This is a genomic window from Micromonospora sp. CPCC 205546 (assembly GCF_036902715.1).
Taxonomy (GTDB): domain Bacteria; phylum Actinomycetota; class Actinomycetes; order Mycobacteriales; family Micromonosporaceae; genus Micromonospora.
Genome location: NZ_JBAKHL010000004.1, coordinates 297,424 through 313,425 on the forward strand (window position 1 = coordinate 297,424; position 16,002 = coordinate 313,425).

The window sequence follows — 16,002 nt, forward strand, 5'->3', positions numbered from 1 at the left end:
GAGGTAGCAGGCATGCTGGGCTTCATCGGTCGGCGGTTGGCCACGGGCCTGCTGCTGGCGTTCTCGGTCGTGACGGGGATGTTCTTCTTCCTCATGCTCACCGGCTCCGATCCGGCTCGGGGCGCGCTCGGCCTCTATGCCACGGAGGAACAGGTCGCGGTCAAGCGGGAGCAGCTCGGCCTCGACCGGCCGGTCGTCGAGCAGTATCTGAGCTGGCTGAGCGGGGTCGTACGCGGTGACCTGGGGGTTTCGTCCGCGCAGAACGCCGACGTGAGCGACCTCATCGTGACGCGGCTGCCGGTCACCGTCTCCCTCGCGTTGGGCGCCGTCCTGGTGGCCGCGGTCCTGGGGGTCGTGCTCGGGCTGCTCGCGGCGACCCGACCCGGAACGTTCGACCGCGTACTCCAGGTGTTCATGGTGTTCGGTTTCAGCCTGCCGAACTTCTGGGTCGCGATCATCCTGGCCCTGGTCTTCGCCGTGCAGCTGGGCTGGTTCCCCGCCACGGGCTACGTCCACCTGGGTGACTCGCCCAGCGGCTGGCTCTGGTCCATCACCCTGCCGGTCGTCGCGCTGTCGATCGGTTCGATCGCCGCCATCGCCCAGCAGCTGCGGAACTCCGTGATCACCGTCAACGGCCAGGACTACGTCCGTACGCTGCGCAGCCGCGGCCTCTCGCAGCGAGAGATCCTGCTCACCCACGTCCTGCGCAACGCGGCTCCGCCAGCGCTGACGATGCTCTCCCTGCAGTTCATCGCGGCGATGAGCGGGGCCGCCATCATCGAGCGGGTGTTCGGCCTGCAGGGCATCGGCGCCGTCGCCATCAACGCCTCGGGCAACAGCGACATCCCCGTGATCATGGGCGTCCTGCTCTTCACCGTGCTGGTCGTCGTGCTCGTCAATCTCGCGGTCGACATCCTCTACGCCGCACTGAACCCGAAGGTACGCAACGCATGAGCGCCGACGTGACGGCCCGCGCGGGCCTGACAGCCAGGAGATTCCGCTCCTTCCTGCGTAACCCCATGGGCGTGGTGGCGGGGGGTGTCCTGCTGGCCATCGTCGTGGCGAGCATCCTCGCGCCGCTGCTCTCCCCGCAGGACCCGAACCTGGTGGTGCTCTCGGAGGCGCTCCGACCGCCGAGCGGCGACCACCCGCTCGGCACGGACGGAAACGGGCGGGACATCCTGAGCCGTCTGCTGTGGGGCGGGCGGGTGAGCCTCCAGGCGGGCGCGATCATGGTCGCCGTCGCTCTCCTGTGCGGGATTCCCGCAGGTCTTCTCGCCGGCTATCACGCGAAGCGGTTCGACGGGGTGTCGAGCTGGATCTTCAACATGCTGATGTCCCTGCCGGAGATCCTCATCATCATCGTGGTCATCGCCTCCCTCGGCAGCGGCCTCGCCCCGACGATGATCACCCTTGGTGTGCTGGCGTCGCCGGACATCTTCCGGCTGACCCGCAGCGCCGTGATCGCGGTGCGCGAGGAGCTATACCTCGACGCCGCCCGCGTCGCGGGGCTGTCCGACCTGCGCATCATCTTCCGCCACGTGCTCTCCGTGGTGCTGGGGCCGGTCCTCGTCCGGTCCTCGTTCATCTTCGGCATGGCGATCATCGTCCAGTCCGGCCTGGAGTTCCTCGGCTTCGGCGACCCGCAGCGCCCCAGCTGGGGTGGCGAACTCAGCAACGCCTTCCAGAACTTCCAGCGTGCGCCCGAGCTGGTCATCGCACCCGGCGTCGCCATCGGCTGCACGGTCATGGCACTCGTGCTCTTCGGCACGGCCCTGGCGGATTCGCTCGGGGTCGGCCGCAAGCCCAAGGCCAAGCGGGCGGCGCGGTCCGCCCGCCGGGACGACACGACGGTCGTCCAGGGCGAAACCGACCGTACGCCCGCGACCGCCCTCCCCGCGGACACCCTGCTCCGCGTCGAGGACCTGTCGGTGCGGTACGTGGCCGAGGACGGAGCGGCCAAGGACGTGGTGCGGGGCGTGTCGCTGCACGTGGCGCGGGGAGAGGTGCTCGGTCTGGTCGGGGAGTCCGGCTCCGGAAAGTCCCAGACGTCCTTTGCGATTCTCGGACTCCTGCCACCCGACGCCTCCGTGTCCGCCCGGCACATCTCCCTCGACGGGCGGTCCCTCATCGGGCTGCGCGAGGGCGAGTTGCAGAAGCTGCGCGGGCCGAAGATGGCCTACGTGCCGCAGGAGCCGATGTCCAACCTGGACCCGTCCTTCACCATCGGCGCCCAGTTGACGAAGCCGATGCGGCGCAAGCTCAACCTGTCGAAGAAGGCCGCGACCGAGCGGGCCCTGCACCTGCTCGAACGCGTCGGCATCCCCGACCCCGGCCGCACGCTCACCGCCTACCCCCACCAGCTCAGCGGAGGAATGGCACAGCGGGTGCTCATCGCGGGCGCGGTCTCCTGCGATCCGGAGCTGCTCATCGCGGACGAGCCGACCACCGCCCTCGACGTCACGGTCCAGGCGGAGGTCCTCGAACTCCTCCGTGACCTGCAACGGGAGCGCAACATGGGCCTCATCCTCGTCACCCACAACCTGGGTGTGGTCGCCGATCTCTGCGACCGGGTGGCGGTGATGCGCGACGGCCTCGTCGTCGAGCAGCAACCGGTCGCCGAACTCTTCGCCAACCCACAGCACGAGTACACCCGCATGCTCCTGGACGCGACCCTGGAGGACACCCCTCCCCGGCGTTCGCGCGACGACCTGCAGGAGGCGCAGTCATGAGCACCCGCAACGATTCCGGCGCACCACTGCTCGACGTCAGCGACGTCAACGTCGTCTATCGCGGGGCCCGGTGGCGCAGTCCCTCCTTCCACGCGCTGCACGACGTCTCGATGCAGATCCGGACGGGAGAGACGGTCGGCCTGGTCGGCGAGTCCGGCTCGGGAAAGACGACGCTGGGCCGTGCGCTCCTGGGGCTCGCCCCGGTCAGCGCCGGAACGGTCACGTTCGACGGCGCCGACATCACCCACGCGAACCGGCGCGCCCGCCGGGCCCTGAGCCGGGACATCCAGGTCGTCTTCCAGGATCCGTACTCGTCGCTCAATCCGGCGATGTCCGTCGAGAGCATCCTCGCCGAGCCACTCAGGGCGCAGGGGGTGCCCGGCGCCGAAGCCTCCGCGCGGATCGGTCAGCTGCTGGGTCAGATCGGCCTGGAGGCCGACGCCGGGCACCGGTACCCGCGCGAGTTCTCCGGCGGGCAACGGCAGCGGATCGCCATCGCCCGCGCCCTCGCACTGAAGCCCCGACTCATCGTCTGCGACGAACCGGTCAGCGCCCTCGACCTCTCCACCCAGGCGCGCATCCTCGACCTGCTCATCGACATCCAGGAGCAGACCGGCGTCGCGTACCTCTTCATCTCCCACGATCTGTCGGTGGTCCGCTACATCTGCCACCGGGTCGCGGTCATGCTCAAGGGCCGGATCGTGGAGACCGGCGACGGTGACACCGTCACGTCGCGACCGACCCACCCGTACACGAAACGGCTGCTCATGGCGTCGCCCATCCCTGACCCGGCACGTCAGGCGGAACGACGCCGCCAGTACGCCGCGCTCGCCTCCTGACCCCTCCGACCCAACCGACCGAAGGAAGTACCCGTGCAGTTCGGCTTCAGCTCCTACTCCTTCTACCAGCACCTGCGCACCGGCCGGATGAGCCTCCTCGAGGTGATCGACTGGATCGGCGCCAGCGACGCCACCCACATGGAGATCGCGACGGTGTCGCTCTCCCCGGAGATCTCCAACGACACCTCGACCCTCGACCAGGACCCCGGATTCGTCCAGGAGATCAAGAGCCGCGCGGCGGACCAGGGCGTCACCCTGTCCAACCTCGTCGTCCCCGCCGACCTCCTCGGCGAGGACGCGGAGGAGAACATGGCGCGGGTCAAGCGGCACATCGAGGTGGCGGCCGCGCTGGACATCACCCTGTTCCGCCACGACGTCGCCAAGTGGGCCCACCGGGCCAAGGACGTCGCCGAGTTCGAGGCGCTGCTGCCCCGCATGGTCGAGGCGTGCAAGGAGATCGCCCGGTACGCCGCCCCGTACGGCATCACCACCAGCGTGGAGAACCACGGGCTGCTGATGAACGGTGGTGAGCGCGTACGGCGGCTCATCCACCTCGTCGACGAGCCGAACTTCAAGACGACCCTCGACGTCGGCAACTTCATGTCGGTGGACGACAACCCGGTGGTGTCGGTCGCCGAGAACGCCCCGTACGCCAGCATCGTGCACCTGAAGGACTTCTACGTCCGCTCGCAGTACCCCGGCGACGGCTGGCACCACACCCCGGGCGGCACCTACCTGCTCGGCTCCATCGTCGGCTACGGCGACCTCGACATGCGCAGGATCGTGCGGGGCATCGTCGACGCCGGCTACGACGGCTTCGTGTCCATCGAGTTCGAGGGCATCGAGGAGTGCCTGATGGCCAACCCGATCGGTCTCGCCAACGCGAAGCGGCTCTTCGCCGAGGCGGAGGCGGCCAAGTGAGCCGGCTCGGCGTGGGCGTGATCGGCGTCGGGAGCATCGCGGAGATGCACCTGGGCGCGTACGCCGCCAACCCGGACGTCCACCTCGTCGGGGTGTTCGACGTCAACCACGAGCGGAGCGCGCAGAAGGCCGAGACCTTCGGCGTGACCCGCGTGCACCCGACGCTCGACAGCCTGCTCGCCGACCCCGAGATCGACGCGGTGAGCATCTGCACGTGGAACGACAGCCACGCGGAGATCGCCACGGCGGCGCTCGACGCCGGCAAGCACGTCCTGGTGGAGAAGCCCCTGAGTCGTACGGCCGGCGAGACCGAGGCGCTCGTCGAGGCCGTCGAGCGCAGCGGCAAGCACCTGGAGGTCGGCTTCGTCCGGCGGTTCGGCGCGAACGCCAAGGTCCTCAAGTCGTTCGTGGACAGCGGGCTGCTGGGCGACGTCTACCACGCCCGCGCGACGAACATCCGACGGCTCGGCAACCCCGGTGGCTGGTTCGCGGACCACAAGCGGTCCGGCGGGGGACCGCTCATCGACATCGGCGTGCACGTCCTGGACCTCTGCTGGTACTTCATGGGCACCCCCAGGGCCGTCACGGTCAGCGCGGTCACCCACGCCCGGCTGGGCAACCGGGCGAACGTCACGTCGCTGTCGCGGTACAAGGTCGCGGACTACGACCCGACCCGGAGCGACGTCGAGGACTTCGCCGCGGCCTTCATCCGGTTCGACAACGGGGCGTCCCTGACGCTGGAGACCAGCTACTCCCTGCACGCGCTCGAGGACCGCCTCGAAGTGGCGGTGTTCGGCGAGCGCGGTGGCGCGGAACTCGAACCGGCGCTCCGGATCGCCACCGAGATGCACGACACCGTCCTGAACGTGGGACCACAGATCGACCACCTCAGCTTCGACTTCGCGGAGGGGTTCGCCAACGAGATCGCGCACTTCGTCGCGCTGTGCCTGGGCGAGGCCGAGCAGGTGGCACCCGTCTCCCACGGCACGGAGATCATGCGCATGCTCGACGGGATCTACGAGTCGGCGCGGGCCGGCCGCGAGATCAGGCTCTCCTGAGATGTCCCACCTCGGAGGGTCCGTACGGGTGGGGGTCGTGGGGTGCGGAAACGTCAGTTCCCGCTACCTGGCCAACGTCGCCGGGGACCCGGCGGTCACCGTCGTCGCCTGCGCCGACGCCGACCCGGCGCGCGCACGGGCGCTCGGCGCCGCCCACGCGGTGCCGGAGGTGCACCCGGTCGACGCCCTGTTGACCCACCCGGACATCGACCTGGTCCTCAACCTGACCCCACCCAGGGCGCACGCCGAGGTGACCCTGCGCGCCCTGGAGCACGGCAAGCACGTCTACACGGAGAAGCCCCTGGCGACCACCATGGCCGACGGTCACCGCATCGTCGAGACCGCCCGGGCGCGGTCGTTGCAGGTCGGCACCGCGCCGGACACCTTCCTGGGCGTCGGGGCGCAGACCTGCGCGGCGCTGCTCACCGACGGCGCGATCGGCACCCCGACGTCGGTGAACGCCGCCATGATGAACGCCGGGCCGGAACGGTTCCACCCCGAGCCGGAGTTCCTCTACCAGGAGGGCGCCGGACCTCTGTTCGACATCGGTCCGTACTACCTCACGGTCCTGACCGAACTCATGGGTTCCGTCGTCCGGGTGGGGGCGCTGGGCGCGACCGCGCGTACCGAACGCGTCGTGTTGGCCGGACCCCGCGCGGGGTCGACCTTCAGCGTGCAGACACCCACCCACATCAACAGCGTCCTGGAGTTCGCCAGCGGGGCCATGGGCATGCTGGTGACCAGCTTCGACGTCGTGGCGACGCGTACGCCGCACCTGGAGATCCACGGCACCGAGGGCACGATCGTCGCGGCGCAGGCCAACTCGTGGGGCGGCCCCGTGCTGCTCAGGGCAGCGGGCAGCACCGACTTCGTCGAGGTGCTCCCCGGCCCACGCGACTCCGACGGATTCATGGGGATGGGCCTGGTCGAGATGGCCCGGGCCATCCTGGCGGGGCAGCCCGCGCTGGCCTCGGCGACACGGGGACTCCACGTCCTCGAGGTGCTCACGGCCATCGCCGCCGCCGCCCGCTCCGGCGGAGGTTTCACGACGATCAGTTCGAGGCTGGAGACCCCCGGTCGACGTGACACGGGTGCCGTCGGGTGAGGGCCGGCCGCGCGCAGGCGACCGCCGCCGGAGACGCCCGCCCGTCGTGGGCGGGCGTCTCCGGGCGTACGAGATGAGGCAGGCCCGACCGGCGGTGCGGGCGACGAACGGTGGGGGCGGGGGTGGGGTGCAGGCATGGCGCGGGCGCGTGGGGGAATCGTGTCCGTATGAGGATGAGCAGCACCCCGGCCGTGGCGGCGTCGAGCGAGGAGACGGGCCCGGACGGCGTACGGGGGCCGGCCGGCGAGGTGCACGCCTGGTTGCCGGGGCAGAACCAGACCGTCTGCGGGCTCCCGCTCAGCCGGACCCGGCTGCGCCGCTTCCCGCACGTGCGGTTCGAGTACACGTCGACGGACGTGCTCACCGAGGCGGATCCCGTCGGCCGGATCTGCCCGCGCTGCCTCGCCGCCTCGCAGGGCCGCCGCCGGAGCGGGCAGAAGAACTGGGTCCGCCACTCGCCCCGCCCCTGACGGGTGCGCCGCTCGCCGTACTCCCGACGGTGGGCGTGATCGACGATTGAGCCGGGGCTGACCGGGTACGGGGCGGGCATGCGGATCGTGGTGGTGGGGGCGACCGGCAACGCGGGCACCGCCCTGTTGCGCCGGCTGCGGCGGGAACGCGGAGTGGAGCTCGCCGGGGTGGCCCGCCGGCTGCCCGGGCCGGAGTGCGGCGAGCCGTACGACCAGGTGGAGTGGCACTCCTGCGACGTCGGCCTGCCCGGCGCGGCCGACCAGCTCGCCGAGGTCTTCGCCGGGGCCGACGCGGTGGTGCACCTGGCCTGGCAGATCCAGCCCAGCCACGACCAGCGCGTGCTGCACCGCACCAACGTGGGCGGCAGCGCCGCCGTGATCGACGCCGTGGTCCGTGCCGGCGTGCCGGCCCTGGTGTACGCGTCGTCGGTGGGCGTCTACGCGCCCGGCCCCAAGGACCGCCCGGTCTCCGAGCGCTGGCCGGCGACCGGGGTGCCCGGCTCGTCGTACAGCCGGGACAAGGCCGAGGTGGAGGCGCTGCTCGACCGGGCCGAGCGGGAGCACCCCGGGCTGCGGGTGGTGCGGCTGCGACCCGGCCTGAACTTCCAGCGGGCGGCTGCCACCGAGATCACCCGCTACTTCCTGGGCCCGTTCGCGCCCGTCCGGCTGCTGCGCTTCGGCCGGATCCCGCTGGTGCCGACGAACCGGCGGCTGCGGATGCAGGCGGTGCACACCGACGACGTCGCCGACGCGTACGCCCGGGCGGTCCTGGGTGACGCGCGCGGCGCGTTCAACGTCGCCGCGGACCCGGTGCTCACCCCGGAGCTGGTGGCCCGGCACTTCCACGGCTGGACGGTGCCCGTGGCCGCCCCGGTGCTGCGCGCCGCCGCCGCGCTGACCTGGCGGGCGCGGCTGCAACCGATCGACGCCGGCTGGGTGGAGCTGGCCCTGCACGCGCCGCTCATGTCGAGCGAGCGCGCCGAGACGGAGCTGGGCTGGCACCCGCGCCACGACGCGCTCGACGCGCTGAAGGAGCTCTTCGCCGGCATGGCCGACGGCGCGCACACCGCCAGCCCGCCGATGTCCGCGGCCGGCGACCTGCCGGGCCGTCCCGTCGCCCTGCTCCGCGGCCGCCCCGCCGGCCACGGCAACCCCTACTGACCCACGCCCCGAGCGCGAGGGCGGGTCAGAAGTCGGCGAAGACGTACGGGTGTTGGCGGGGGAAGAGACGGCGCAGTTCCGCCGCCGCGTCCGTCGACACGTCGCCCAGCCCCCGCAGGCCCACCTCGACCGGGTCCAGCACCCCGTACGCCAGGGCGGAGAGGCCGGCGGCGGTCAGCGTGGTGGTCGGCGGCGAGCCGGCGGTGGCGGCGGAGCCGGTGACCAGCTCCAGCACGCCGGTCGTGCCGTCCAGCAGGTACGAACCGGCCAGCCACCGGTCGTCGGCCAGCTCCACCCGCACCCGGCCCGGCCCGACAGGCAGCCCGGCCAGCGCGTCGATCGACAGCAGCCGGGCCATCGGCGCGGAGGAACCCGGCCGGGCCACCCGTGCCTCGACGTGCACGGCCAGGTCGGTCAGCCACAGCTCCGGCGCCTCCTCGACGGGCACCTGGACGGTGATCCGCTCCACCTGGTCGACGTGCCGGGCGAAGAACTGCAGCAGCAGCGCCCGGGCGAGCGGGTCGGTGGCGAGCAGGTCGCCGGCGGCGAGCGTGCCGCCGTGGTCGTCGATCCGGTAGATCACCGCGCCGGTGACCGTGCCGCCCGTGCGGGCCGTCAGCAGCCAGTGCTCGTCACGGTCGCGCAACCCCACGTCCCGGTAGCTGGGGAAGATCGCGAACCCGTGCCGCTCGTTCAGGCACCGCTCGGTGAACGCGCGCCAGTCCCGGTAGCCGTCGCTGATCCGCTCCCAGCGCACCTCGCCCGGCAGGTCGGCGCCGAGCAGCTCGCCCAGGTCCGCCGGCGAGAACGTGACCGTACGCGGCTTCGGCAGCCCCACGTAGCCGAACCGGGCGTAGAACGACGGCCGGAACGGGTAGAGCGCGCTGAGTTGGTGCCCCTCGTCGCGCATCTCGTCGAGGAGCCGGTGCATCAGCGTGCGTACGTGCCCGCGCCGGCGGGCCAGCGGATGGGTGGCGACCCCGGCGACGCCGGCCATCGGCAGCACCTCGCCGCGCAGGTTCTGCCGCATCGGGATCGCCGAGGCGGCGGCCAGCGTCGTGCGCCCCTCCTCGACGACCAGCGTCCGGTTGCCCTCGTTGTAGGGCAGGTAGCCGCGGAACTCCTCCGCCCGGGCCGCGCTGCGCGGCGACGCCTCGAACGCGTACGCGCCGAGCGCGAAGCTGGTGGACAGTCTTTCCTCTGCGTTCACCCGGCGGACGGTCATCCGCCCATCCCATCCCGCCCCGGCGGTCGCCGCAACCGCAATTGCCGGTGACCGACCAGCGGGCGGTCAGCCGATCGGCAGGTGACGCAGGTGCCGGCGGCGGCGTAGCCGGACGCTGAACACGGCCGCCACGGTGGCGATCAGCAGCGCGGTGACGGCCAGCCCGTGCAGCGAACCCCGCGCCAGGTAGCCGGAGTCGGTGTGGTCCACCGCCCACGTGGCGATCTCCCGGCTGGACCAGAACGGGGTCAGCTTCGCGCCGGTGCCGGCCGGGTCGATCAGCATCTGCACCGCCACCACGGTGAGCAGCAGCAGCGTCCCCTCCAGCTCGCGGGGGAGCAGCGCGCCGATCAGCATCCCGAACGGCGCGGCCACCCCCACGCAGCAGAGCATCGCCACCGCCACCCCGCCGTGCCGCAGCTCGGGTGCGTCCACGACGGTGAGCACGAAGAACGGCACGGACAGGATGAGCCCGGCCGCCCACAGGCCGAGCAGCCGGCCGAGGTAGAGGTCGTGCGGGCGGTAGCCGGCCAGCCGCAGCCGGGGCTCCAGCTCGCGGGCCGCGCCGGTGGCGAAGAGGGCGGCGGTGCTGACGGCCCAGCTGATGCCGAGCAGCAGCGAGCGTACGGACTGCCCGACGTGCGAGTCCCGCCGGATCAGCCAGAACGCCAGCGGCATCAACAGCAGCAGCAGGAGCACGCCCCGACGGCGCAGCAGCTCCCGCAGGGTCATCTCGGCGACGGTGACGAGGCGGTTCACGCACGCCCTCCCTGGGTGGCCGGGGTCAGGTCGAGCACCAGGTCGACCCGGTCGAGCTGGTTGAGCAGGTGGGTCACCACGACGATCGCCCGGCCCTCGTCGCGCAGCCGGGCGAGCTGGTCCCAGAAGTTGACGTACGTGCCCTGGTCGAAGCCCTGGTAGGGCTCGTCGAGCAGCAGCACGTCCGGCTCGCTGAGGGTGGACATGGTCAGGTTCAGCTTCTGCCGGGTGCCGCCGGAGAGGTTGCGGGCGAGGACGTCGCCGTCGGCCTCCCAGCCGAGGTGGCGGGCCGCCGCCCGACCGGCGCGGCGGGCCGGTCCCCGGGCCACGCCCCGGCCGGCGCCGACCAGCACGAAGTGCTCGTCGGGCAGCAGGAAGTCGGCGGTGCCGCCCTGCTGTGGGCAGTAGCCGACCCGGCCGGAGACGGTCACGTCCCCGGCGTCCGGGGAGACCAGCCCGGCGCAGACGCGCAGGAAGGTGCTCTTGCCGCAGCCGTTCGCCCCGATCACGGCGGCGATCTGGCCGGCCCGGACGGTCAGGGACGCGTCGCGCAGGACGGTGCGTCGCCCGTACCGCTTGGTGATGCCCCGGGCGTGCAGCCGGACCGGTCCGGGACGCGCGGCGGGCGAGGTGCCGATGGTCTCGACGATCGCCGCGGCGTAGTCCTGCGGCCGGCCGAAGACGGCCCACGGGTCGCCCCCGCTGTCGCGCAGGTGCGTGGCGGCCTCCGCGACCACGTGCCGGGCGGCGTCCGCCCGGACCCGGCGCCGGTCCAACTCGGCCGCGAACACCCGCAGCCACTCGTCGGCGTTCATCCGTCGACCCCCTTCGTGACGAGGCCGGTCACCGGGGCGACGAACGCGAGCCAGGCGCTGCCGCCCTGGCGCAGGGTCGCCCGCCCGCTGTCGGTGATCCGGTAGTACTTGCGGGCCGGGCCGGACGCGCCCTCCCGCCACTCGGCGGTGACCAGGCCGGTGCGTTGCAGGCGCAGCAGCACCGGATAGAGCGTGCCGCCCTGGATCGGCCCGATGCCGGCGGCCTCCAGCGCCTGGGCGAGCTGGTAGCCGTAGGACTCGCCCTCGCGCAGCAGGGCCAGGACGCAGAGGTCGAGCACCCCGCGCAGCCACTGCCCGCGCCGGTCGGAATCCACCCGAGGAACATAGCGGCACTACCTAGATGGCACAACTACCTAGCTGGCGGCGGCTGCCCACGACGGGAGCCGGGACGCGCTCAGACGGCGACGACGTCCGAGACCACGACGGTCACGTTGTCCGGCGCGCCGGCCTGGTGGGCGAGCTTGACGAGCTGCTCGCCGCACTGGTGGCGGTCGCCGTACGTGTTCAGCGCGGCGGCGATCGTGCCGTCCTCGACATAGTCGGAGAGCCCGTCGCTGCACAGCAGCAGCCGGTCGCCGGCGACCACCGTGAGCGCCCCGATCGCCGGCGGCGTGTCGGAGCCCTGCACCGCCCGGGTCACCAGGGACCGCTGCGGGTGGTGCCGCGCCTGCTCGGGCGAGAGCGCGCCCTGGTCGACCAGCGCCTGGACGAAGGTGTCGTCCCGGGTGAGCTGGGTCAGCTCCCCGTCGCGAAGCAGGTAGCAGCGGGAGTCACCCACCTGGGCCAGCACCAGCGAGTCCCCGGCGAGCAGGGCGGCGGTAAGCGTCGTACCCATGCCGTCGCGCGCCGGGTCGACGGTGATGGCGGCGTGGATGCGGCGGTTCGCGGTGCTCACCACGGCGCGCAGCGCTCCGGCGGCCTCGTCGGGGGTGGTCGGCGGGTTCAGCTCGTCCAGGATGCGGATGACGATCTCGCTCGCCACCTCGCCCGCGGGCAGGCCGCCCATGCCGTCCGCGACCGCGACGAGTCGGTCACCGGCGAGGGCGGAGTCCTCGTTGTTGGTGCGCACCAGGCCGATGTCGTTGATGATGGCCGAGCGGAGGATCAGCGTCATGGGGTCAAGCTTGCCAAGAACACCCTGCCGCCGTCTCTACGCACTACTGCGTAGGGTTGGGGAATGATGCCGGTGTCCATGGTCGGGCGCGCCGGTGAGCTGGCCGAGCTCGACCGCGCGTGGTCCACCGTGGTCACCTCCCGGCGGGCCGCGCCGACCGTGGCGGTGATCACCGGTGCCGCCGGGGTGGGCAAGTCCCTGCTGGTCGCGGCCGCCCTGGACGCCTTCGCCCCCCGGCCGGCGGTGGTGCTCTCCGGTGCCGCCCGGGTGCACAGCCCCGCCCCCTACGACTGGCTGGCCGCCGTGCTGACCGGCCGGGACACGAGCGGGCTCGACCTGCCGCCGGACGCGCTGGCCTGGCTCGCCCAGCAGCCGAGCGCGCCGCGCGAGCGCTACGCGCCGGGCACCCTGCTCCGCCTCGCGGTGCGGGTCGTCCGGCTGCTGGTCGGCGCCGGCCCGGCCGTGCTGGTGGTGGAGGACCTGCACGCCCTCGACCCGGCCAGCCTGAACCTGGTGGGCGAGCTGGCGACCGCTGCCGACCTGCCGGCGCTGCTGGTGGTGGCGAGTCGCCCCGCCGAGGACGCCGTCGCGCCGGACCTCGCGGTCCGCGCGCTGGCCCGGCTCTGCGGCGTCCGGGGCGCCGTGCGCCAACACCTCGGACCGCTGCTCCCGGCCGAGGTCGCCGAGGTGCTGACCCAGGTGTACGCGGACCCGCGCCCGTCCGGCCGGCTGGTGCACGCCGTCTGGCGGCGCACCGGCGGCAACCCGTACGCGCTCACCGAGCTGCTCGCCGCCCACGCCGGCCGGGGACCTGAGGCACTGCTCGTACCGGTGCCCGCCCCACGCCCCACGAGGGCGGCGCCGCGCCGCCCCGCCGACCCGCTCGACGCCGAGCTGACCGTTCGGGAGGTCGAGGTGCTGGGCTGCCTGGTCGCCGGGATGTCCAACAAGCAGGCGGCGCGGGCCCTCGGCATCTCCGTACGCACGGTCACCGTGCACGTGTCCAACCTGCTGCGCAAGACCGGGTCGGCGTCGCGCACCGAGGCGGCGATCTGGGCCGTGCAGCGGCGGCTGCCGGTGCCGACACCCGTCGACGGCTGAGCCGACGCGACCGGGCCGCACCGGTGGGGTGCCGCCGGCGGTGCTCAGGGGCGGGGGTAGCGGAGCAGGAGGCTGGCGGCGACCTCCTCGTCGCCGACGGCGGCGTACACGTGCGGCACGTCGGAGGTCCAGCGCAGGTGCCCGCCGGCGCCGGCGGTCAGCGGCGCGTCGACCGGGCCCGCGCGCAGGACGCCCGAGAAGACGGTGACGTGCTCGGTGACGCCCCGCTGGTGGGCGGGGGAGAGCTGCTCCGGGCCGGGCGCGACCAGCATCCGGTACAGCTCGTAGGTGGCGTCGCCGTCCTCGAAGACCTCCAGCAGGATGGCGCTGACCGCGGCGCCGCGGACGACCGGCCCGGAGGCCGGGCCGGAGAGCACGGCCGTCAGCGGTACGCCGAGCTGCGCGGTGACCGCGTAGAGCGTCTCGAGGGTCGGGTTGCGGGTGCCGTTCTCCAGGCCGGAGAGGGTCGCCTTTCCCACGCCGGCGAGCCGGGCGAGGGCGGACAGCGACATCCCCCGCTCCTCGCGCAGGGCGCGTACGCGGCGACCGACGGACTCGGCGCCCGGATCGGGGGCCGATCGGTGGACTGGTGGCGTCTGCGGCACCCCGCTATGGTGCTACAGGTTTCTGTTCCGTAAACGGAACGATCGGGGGAGGCGCAATGGCGGGACGGTCGCAGCCCGTGCTGGCGGGCGTGGTGACGGCGCTGGTCGGGTTCGCCAGCTCGTTCACGGTGGTGCTGGCGGGCCTGCGGGCCGTCGGCGCCTCGGACGCGCAGGCGGCCTCCGGGCTGCTGGCGGTGTGCGTGGCCTCCGGGATCTCCGCCGTCTGGCTGGGCCTGCGGCACCGGATCCCGATGAGCGTCGCCTGGTCCACCCCGGGCGCGGCGCTGCTGGTCGCCACCGGTGCGATGCCCCGCGGGTGGCCCGTCGCCGTCGGGGCGTTCCTCGTCTCGGGCGCGCTGATCGTGGCCGCCGGGCTGTTCCCCGCGCTCGGGAGGGCCGTCGCGGCGATCCCCCGGCCGGTCGCGGGCGCGATGCTCGCCGGGGTCCTGCTGCCGCTCTGCACCGCCCCGGTCCGCGCGCTCGTCGAGGTGCCCCGGCTGGCCGTTCCCGTGGTGCTGGCCTGGCTGGTGCTGCACCGCTTCGCCCGGCGTTGGGCGGTGCCCGGCGCGCTGGTGGTCGCGGTGGCGGCGATCGCGCTGACCACCCCGGTCTCCGGGCTCGGCGGCGCCCGGCTGCTCCCGGCGGTCGAGCTGACCGCCCCGGCCTGGGACGTCTCCGCGATGGTCGGCCTGGCGCTGCCGCTCTTCCTGGTCACCATGGCCGCGCAGAACGTGCCGGGGATGGCGGTGCTGGTCGGCTACGGCTACCGGCCGCCCTTCGGCGCTGCGCTGCGCGCCACGGGGCTGACCACCCTGGCCGCCGCGCCGGCCGGCGGACACGCCGTCAACCTGGCGGCGATCACCGCCGCGCTGGCCGCCGGCCCGGACGCCCACCCCGATCCGGACCGTCGCTGGATCGCCTCGGTCACCGCCGGGATCGGGCTGGCACTGCTGGGGCTGGGCGCCGGGGCGGCCACCGCGCTCGTCGCGCTCGCCCCGCCGGTGCTGATCGAGGCGGTCGCCGGGCTGGCGCTGCTGGGCGCGCTGGCCACCGCGCTCGCCTCGGCGCTCGCGGAGCCGGCGGCCCGCGAGGCCGCGGTGGTCACCTTCGTGGTCACCGCCTCCGGGGTGACCCTGGCCGGCGTGGGCGGCGCGTTCTGGGGACTGGTCGCCGGCGGGGTGATGCTCCTGCTCTTCCGCCACCGCTCCGACGGGCCAACCGCGCCCGGGCCGGCGCCCGGCCCAGCGATCGCTTCGCCCGGGTCGTCGGTCGCGTCACCCGGCCCGGATGCGCCCGGACCGGCGCTCACTCCTCGGGCGGCAGGTCCCGGGCCGGAACGTCGAGGCGTACCCGGTCGTCGCTGACGGCGGCGATCTGCTCGGCGAGCACGTAGACCGCGCCGGTGCGGACCAGGTCGGTGGAAACCTTCAGGTAGCCGCTGTGCAGCAGCCGGGCCGCCAGGTCGGCCGGTACGTCCGGCTCCTCGACCGCCGTCGACTCGATCAGCTCGTCCAGGCTGCCGCCCGGGTCGGCGGTCGGCGCCTGCACGGTCACCGCGTTCGGGTCGCCCCGCTGCACGAGGTCGACGGTGCCGAACTCGGTGCCGTCGACGTCGACCACCCGCATGCCCGTGGTGACCCGGGAAACTGTCGCCTGCCGCTCGGTGCCCTGCTGCTCCATCCTCGCGCGGTTCCCGGCCCCCGCTGCGGCTAAACCATCGTCAAGATCTTGACAGTTGTCGCTCGGGTCGAACGGGAACTGTCCAAGATCTCGGTGGTGGCCCGATCACACCTCCGGGGACCAGGCGGTCGGGGGGCGGGGGGAGAGTTCGCGCCACGTGTCGGTGCCCTGGAGCAGCGCCCGGACCGTCTCCTCGGCCTCGTCGGCGGTGTCGTGCTCGTAGAACCGGGAGACGCCCTCGGAGCCGCCGGCGCGCTGCTCGACGTGCCACCGGTCGGCGTCCACCCGAAGGAAGACGTCGCGCCGGGCCAGCCGGCCCCATTTCCCGTTCCACCAGTGCTTCCGCTGCTCCATGGCGGGACTCTATCGAACAGGCGTACGAAAATGCGCAGCCCC

18 protein-coding genes are annotated in these 16,002 nt (G+C 73.2%); 10 read left to right on the top strand and 8 right to left on the bottom strand.

The window, feature by feature from the left end:
• Positions 1 to 12 precede the first annotated feature (12 nt).
• The 8 genes from V6U77_RS03445 (at position 13) to V6U77_RS03480 (ending at position 8,286) form a co-directional block, all read left to right on the top strand.
• The gene (locus V6U77_RS03445; RefSeq protein ID WP_334604667.1) at positions 13 to 954 is read left to right on the top strand and encodes an ABC transporter permease; all 942 of its coding nucleotides are present in this window, start codon (positions 13 to 15) and stop codon (positions 952 to 954) included.
• On the top strand, positions 951 to 2,732 hold the full coding sequence (locus V6U77_RS03450; RefSeq protein WP_334604668.1) for a dipeptide/oligopeptide/nickel ABC transporter permease/ATP-binding protein: 1,782 nt from the start codon (positions 951 to 953) through the stop codon (positions 2,730 to 2,732). Before V6U77_RS03445 ends, V6U77_RS03450 begins: the two co-directional genes overlap by 4 nt.
• Entirely contained in the window at positions 2,729 to 3,571 is an 843-nt protein-coding gene (locus V6U77_RS03455; protein WP_334604669.1) for an ATP-binding cassette domain-containing protein, read from the top strand. The genes V6U77_RS03450 and V6U77_RS03455 overlap by 4 nt, the downstream gene beginning before the upstream one ends.
• Before the next feature lie 33 nt (positions 3,572 to 3,604).
• Complete coding sequence (locus V6U77_RS03460; protein WP_334604670.1) at positions 3,605 to 4,492, top strand: sugar phosphate isomerase/epimerase family protein; 888 nt, start codon at positions 3,605 to 3,607, stop codon at positions 4,490 to 4,492.
• Complete coding sequence (locus V6U77_RS03465) at positions 4,489 to 5,550, top strand: Gfo/Idh/MocA family protein (RefSeq protein ID WP_334604671.1); 1,062 nt, start codon at positions 4,489 to 4,491, stop codon at positions 5,548 to 5,550. Before V6U77_RS03460 ends, V6U77_RS03465 begins: the two co-directional genes overlap by 4 nt.
• Before the next feature lies 1 nt (position 5,551).
• Positions 5,552 to 6,655 (top strand): Gfo/Idh/MocA family protein, encoded by a 1,104-nt coding sequence (locus V6U77_RS03470; RefSeq protein ID WP_334604673.1) that lies wholly within the window; start codon positions 5,552 to 5,554, stop codon positions 6,653 to 6,655.
• Between the two features lie 173 nt (positions 6,656 to 6,828).
• Positions 6,829 to 7,125 (top strand): hypothetical protein, encoded by a 297-nt coding sequence (locus V6U77_RS03475; RefSeq protein WP_334604675.1) that lies wholly within the window; start codon positions 6,829 to 6,831, stop codon positions 7,123 to 7,125.
• 78 nt (positions 7,126 to 7,203) lie between these two features.
• A complete protein-coding gene (locus tag V6U77_RS03480) occupies positions 7,204 to 8,286 on the top strand; it encodes an NAD-dependent epimerase/dehydratase family protein (protein WP_334604676.1) in 1,083 nt (360 codons plus the stop codon).
• Positions 8,287 to 8,311: 25 nt separating this feature from the next.
• Here V6U77_RS03480 and V6U77_RS03485 read toward each other — a convergent pair whose 3' ends face one another.
• The 5 genes from V6U77_RS03485 to V6U77_RS03505 all read right to left on the bottom strand — a co-directional run bounded on the left by V6U77_RS03485 (position 8,312) and on the right by V6U77_RS03505 (position 12,220).
• Positions 8,312 to 9,496, bottom strand: coding sequence for a GNAT family N-acetyltransferase (locus V6U77_RS03485; protein ID WP_334604677.1), 1,185 nt, complete (start codon positions 9,494 to 9,496; stop codon positions 8,312 to 8,314).
• An 81-nt stretch (positions 9,497 to 9,577) separates the two neighbouring features.
• Positions 9,578 to 10,270, bottom strand: coding sequence for a hypothetical protein (locus V6U77_RS03490; protein ID WP_334604678.1), 693 nt, complete (start codon positions 10,268 to 10,270; stop codon positions 9,578 to 9,580).
• Complete coding sequence (locus V6U77_RS03495; RefSeq protein ID WP_311412189.1) at positions 10,267 to 11,085, bottom strand: ATP-binding cassette domain-containing protein; 819 nt, start codon at positions 11,083 to 11,085, stop codon at positions 10,267 to 10,269. Before V6U77_RS03495 ends, V6U77_RS03490 begins: the two co-directional genes overlap by 4 nt.
• Positions 11,082 to 11,420, bottom strand: coding sequence for a PadR family transcriptional regulator (locus V6U77_RS03500; protein WP_151452587.1), 339 nt, complete (start codon positions 11,418 to 11,420; stop codon positions 11,082 to 11,084). The genes V6U77_RS03495 and V6U77_RS03500 overlap by 4 nt, the downstream gene beginning before the upstream one ends.
• An 80-nt stretch (positions 11,421 to 11,500) precedes the next feature.
• Positions 11,501 to 12,220: a PP2C family protein-serine/threonine phosphatase gene (locus tag V6U77_RS03505; protein WP_334604679.1), complete on the bottom strand. Its 720-nt coding sequence runs from the start codon at positions 12,218 to 12,220 to the stop codon at positions 11,501 to 11,503.
• Between the two features lie 63 nt (positions 12,221 to 12,283).
• Here V6U77_RS03505 and V6U77_RS03510 point away from each other — a divergent pair, with 63 nt between their 5' ends.
• Positions 12,284 to 13,321: a helix-turn-helix domain-containing protein gene (locus V6U77_RS03510; RefSeq protein ID WP_334604680.1), complete on the top strand. Its 1,038-nt coding sequence runs from the start codon at positions 12,284 to 12,286 to the stop codon at positions 13,319 to 13,321.
• Positions 13,322 to 13,365: 44 nt separating this feature from the next.
• Here the strand turns inward: V6U77_RS03510 and V6U77_RS03515 are convergent, their stop codons facing one another.
• Complete coding sequence (locus V6U77_RS03515) at positions 13,366 to 13,833, bottom strand: helix-turn-helix domain-containing protein (RefSeq protein WP_334604681.1); 468 nt, start codon at positions 13,831 to 13,833, stop codon at positions 13,366 to 13,368.
• 149 nt (positions 13,834 to 13,982) lie between these two features.
• On the opposite strand from V6U77_RS03515, the gene V6U77_RS03520 reads away from it, so the two are divergent.
• The gene (locus tag V6U77_RS03520) at positions 13,983 to 15,290 is read left to right on the top strand and encodes a benzoate/H(+) symporter BenE family transporter (RefSeq protein WP_334604682.1); all 1,308 of its coding nucleotides are present in this window, start codon (positions 13,983 to 13,985) and stop codon (positions 15,288 to 15,290) included.
• Here V6U77_RS03520 and V6U77_RS03525 read toward each other — a convergent pair.
• Both V6U77_RS03525 and V6U77_RS03530 read right to left on the bottom strand, forming a co-directional pair.
• A complete protein-coding gene (locus V6U77_RS03525) occupies positions 15,232 to 15,606 on the bottom strand; it encodes a hypothetical protein (protein ID WP_334604683.1) in 375 nt (124 codons plus the stop codon). The two genes, V6U77_RS03520 and V6U77_RS03525, sit on opposite strands and share 59 nt — an antisense overlap.
• Before the next feature lie 105 nt (positions 15,607 to 15,711).
• Positions 15,712 to 15,960 carry a hypothetical protein gene (locus tag V6U77_RS03530; RefSeq protein ID WP_334604685.1) on the bottom strand — a complete coding sequence of 83 codons (249 nt, stop codon included), beginning with the start codon at positions 15,958 to 15,960 and terminating at the stop codon, positions 15,712 to 15,714.
• Positions 15,961 to 16,002 lie beyond the last annotated feature (42 nt).

Bases quoted from the DNA above. Each gene is read 5' to 3' on its own strand.
- V6U77_RS03445 (WP_334604667.1), top strand. From the start codon at position 13: ATGCTGGGCTTCATCGGTCGGCGGTTGGCCACGGGCCTGCTGCTGGCG.
- V6U77_RS03450 (WP_334604668.1), top strand. From the start codon at position 951: ATGAGCGCCGACGTGACGGCCCGCGCGGGCCTGACAGCCAGGAGATTC.
- V6U77_RS03455 (WP_334604669.1), top strand. From the start codon at position 2,729: ATGAGCACCCGCAACGATTCCGGCGCACCACTGCTCGACGTCAGCGAC.
- V6U77_RS03470 (WP_334604673.1), top strand. From the start codon at position 5,552: ATGTCCCACCTCGGAGGGTCCGTACGGGTGGGGGTCGTGGGGTGCGGA.
- V6U77_RS03475 (WP_334604675.1), top strand. From the start codon at position 6,829: ATGAGCAGCACCCCGGCCGTGGCGGCGTCGAGCGAGGAGACGGGCCCG.
- V6U77_RS03480 (WP_334604676.1), top strand. From the start codon at position 7,204: ATGCGGATCGTGGTGGTGGGGGCGACCGGCAACGCGGGCACCGCCCTG.
- V6U77_RS03495 (WP_311412189.1), bottom strand. From the start codon at position 11,085: ATGAACGCCGACGAGTGGCTGCGGGTGTTCGCGGCCGAGTTGGACCGG.
- V6U77_RS03505 (WP_334604679.1), bottom strand. From the start codon at position 12,220: ATGACGCTGATCCTCCGCTCGGCCATCATCAACGACATCGGCCTGGTG.
- V6U77_RS03510 (WP_334604680.1), top strand. From the start codon at position 12,284: ATGATGCCGGTGTCCATGGTCGGGCGCGCCGGTGAGCTGGCCGAGCTC.
- V6U77_RS03515 (WP_334604681.1), bottom strand. From the start codon at position 13,833: ATGTCGCTGTCCGCCCTCGCCCGGCTCGCCGGCGTGGGAAAGGCGACC.
- V6U77_RS03520 (WP_334604682.1), top strand. From the start codon at position 13,983: ATGGCGGGACGGTCGCAGCCCGTGCTGGCGGGCGTGGTGACGGCGCTG.
- V6U77_RS03525 (WP_334604683.1), bottom strand. From the start codon at position 15,606: ATGGAGCAGCAGGGCACCGAGCGGCAGGCGACAGTTTCCCGGGTCACC.
- V6U77_RS03530 (WP_334604685.1), bottom strand. From the start codon at position 15,960: ATGGAGCAGCGGAAGCACTGGTGGAACGGGAAATGGGGCCGGCTGGCC.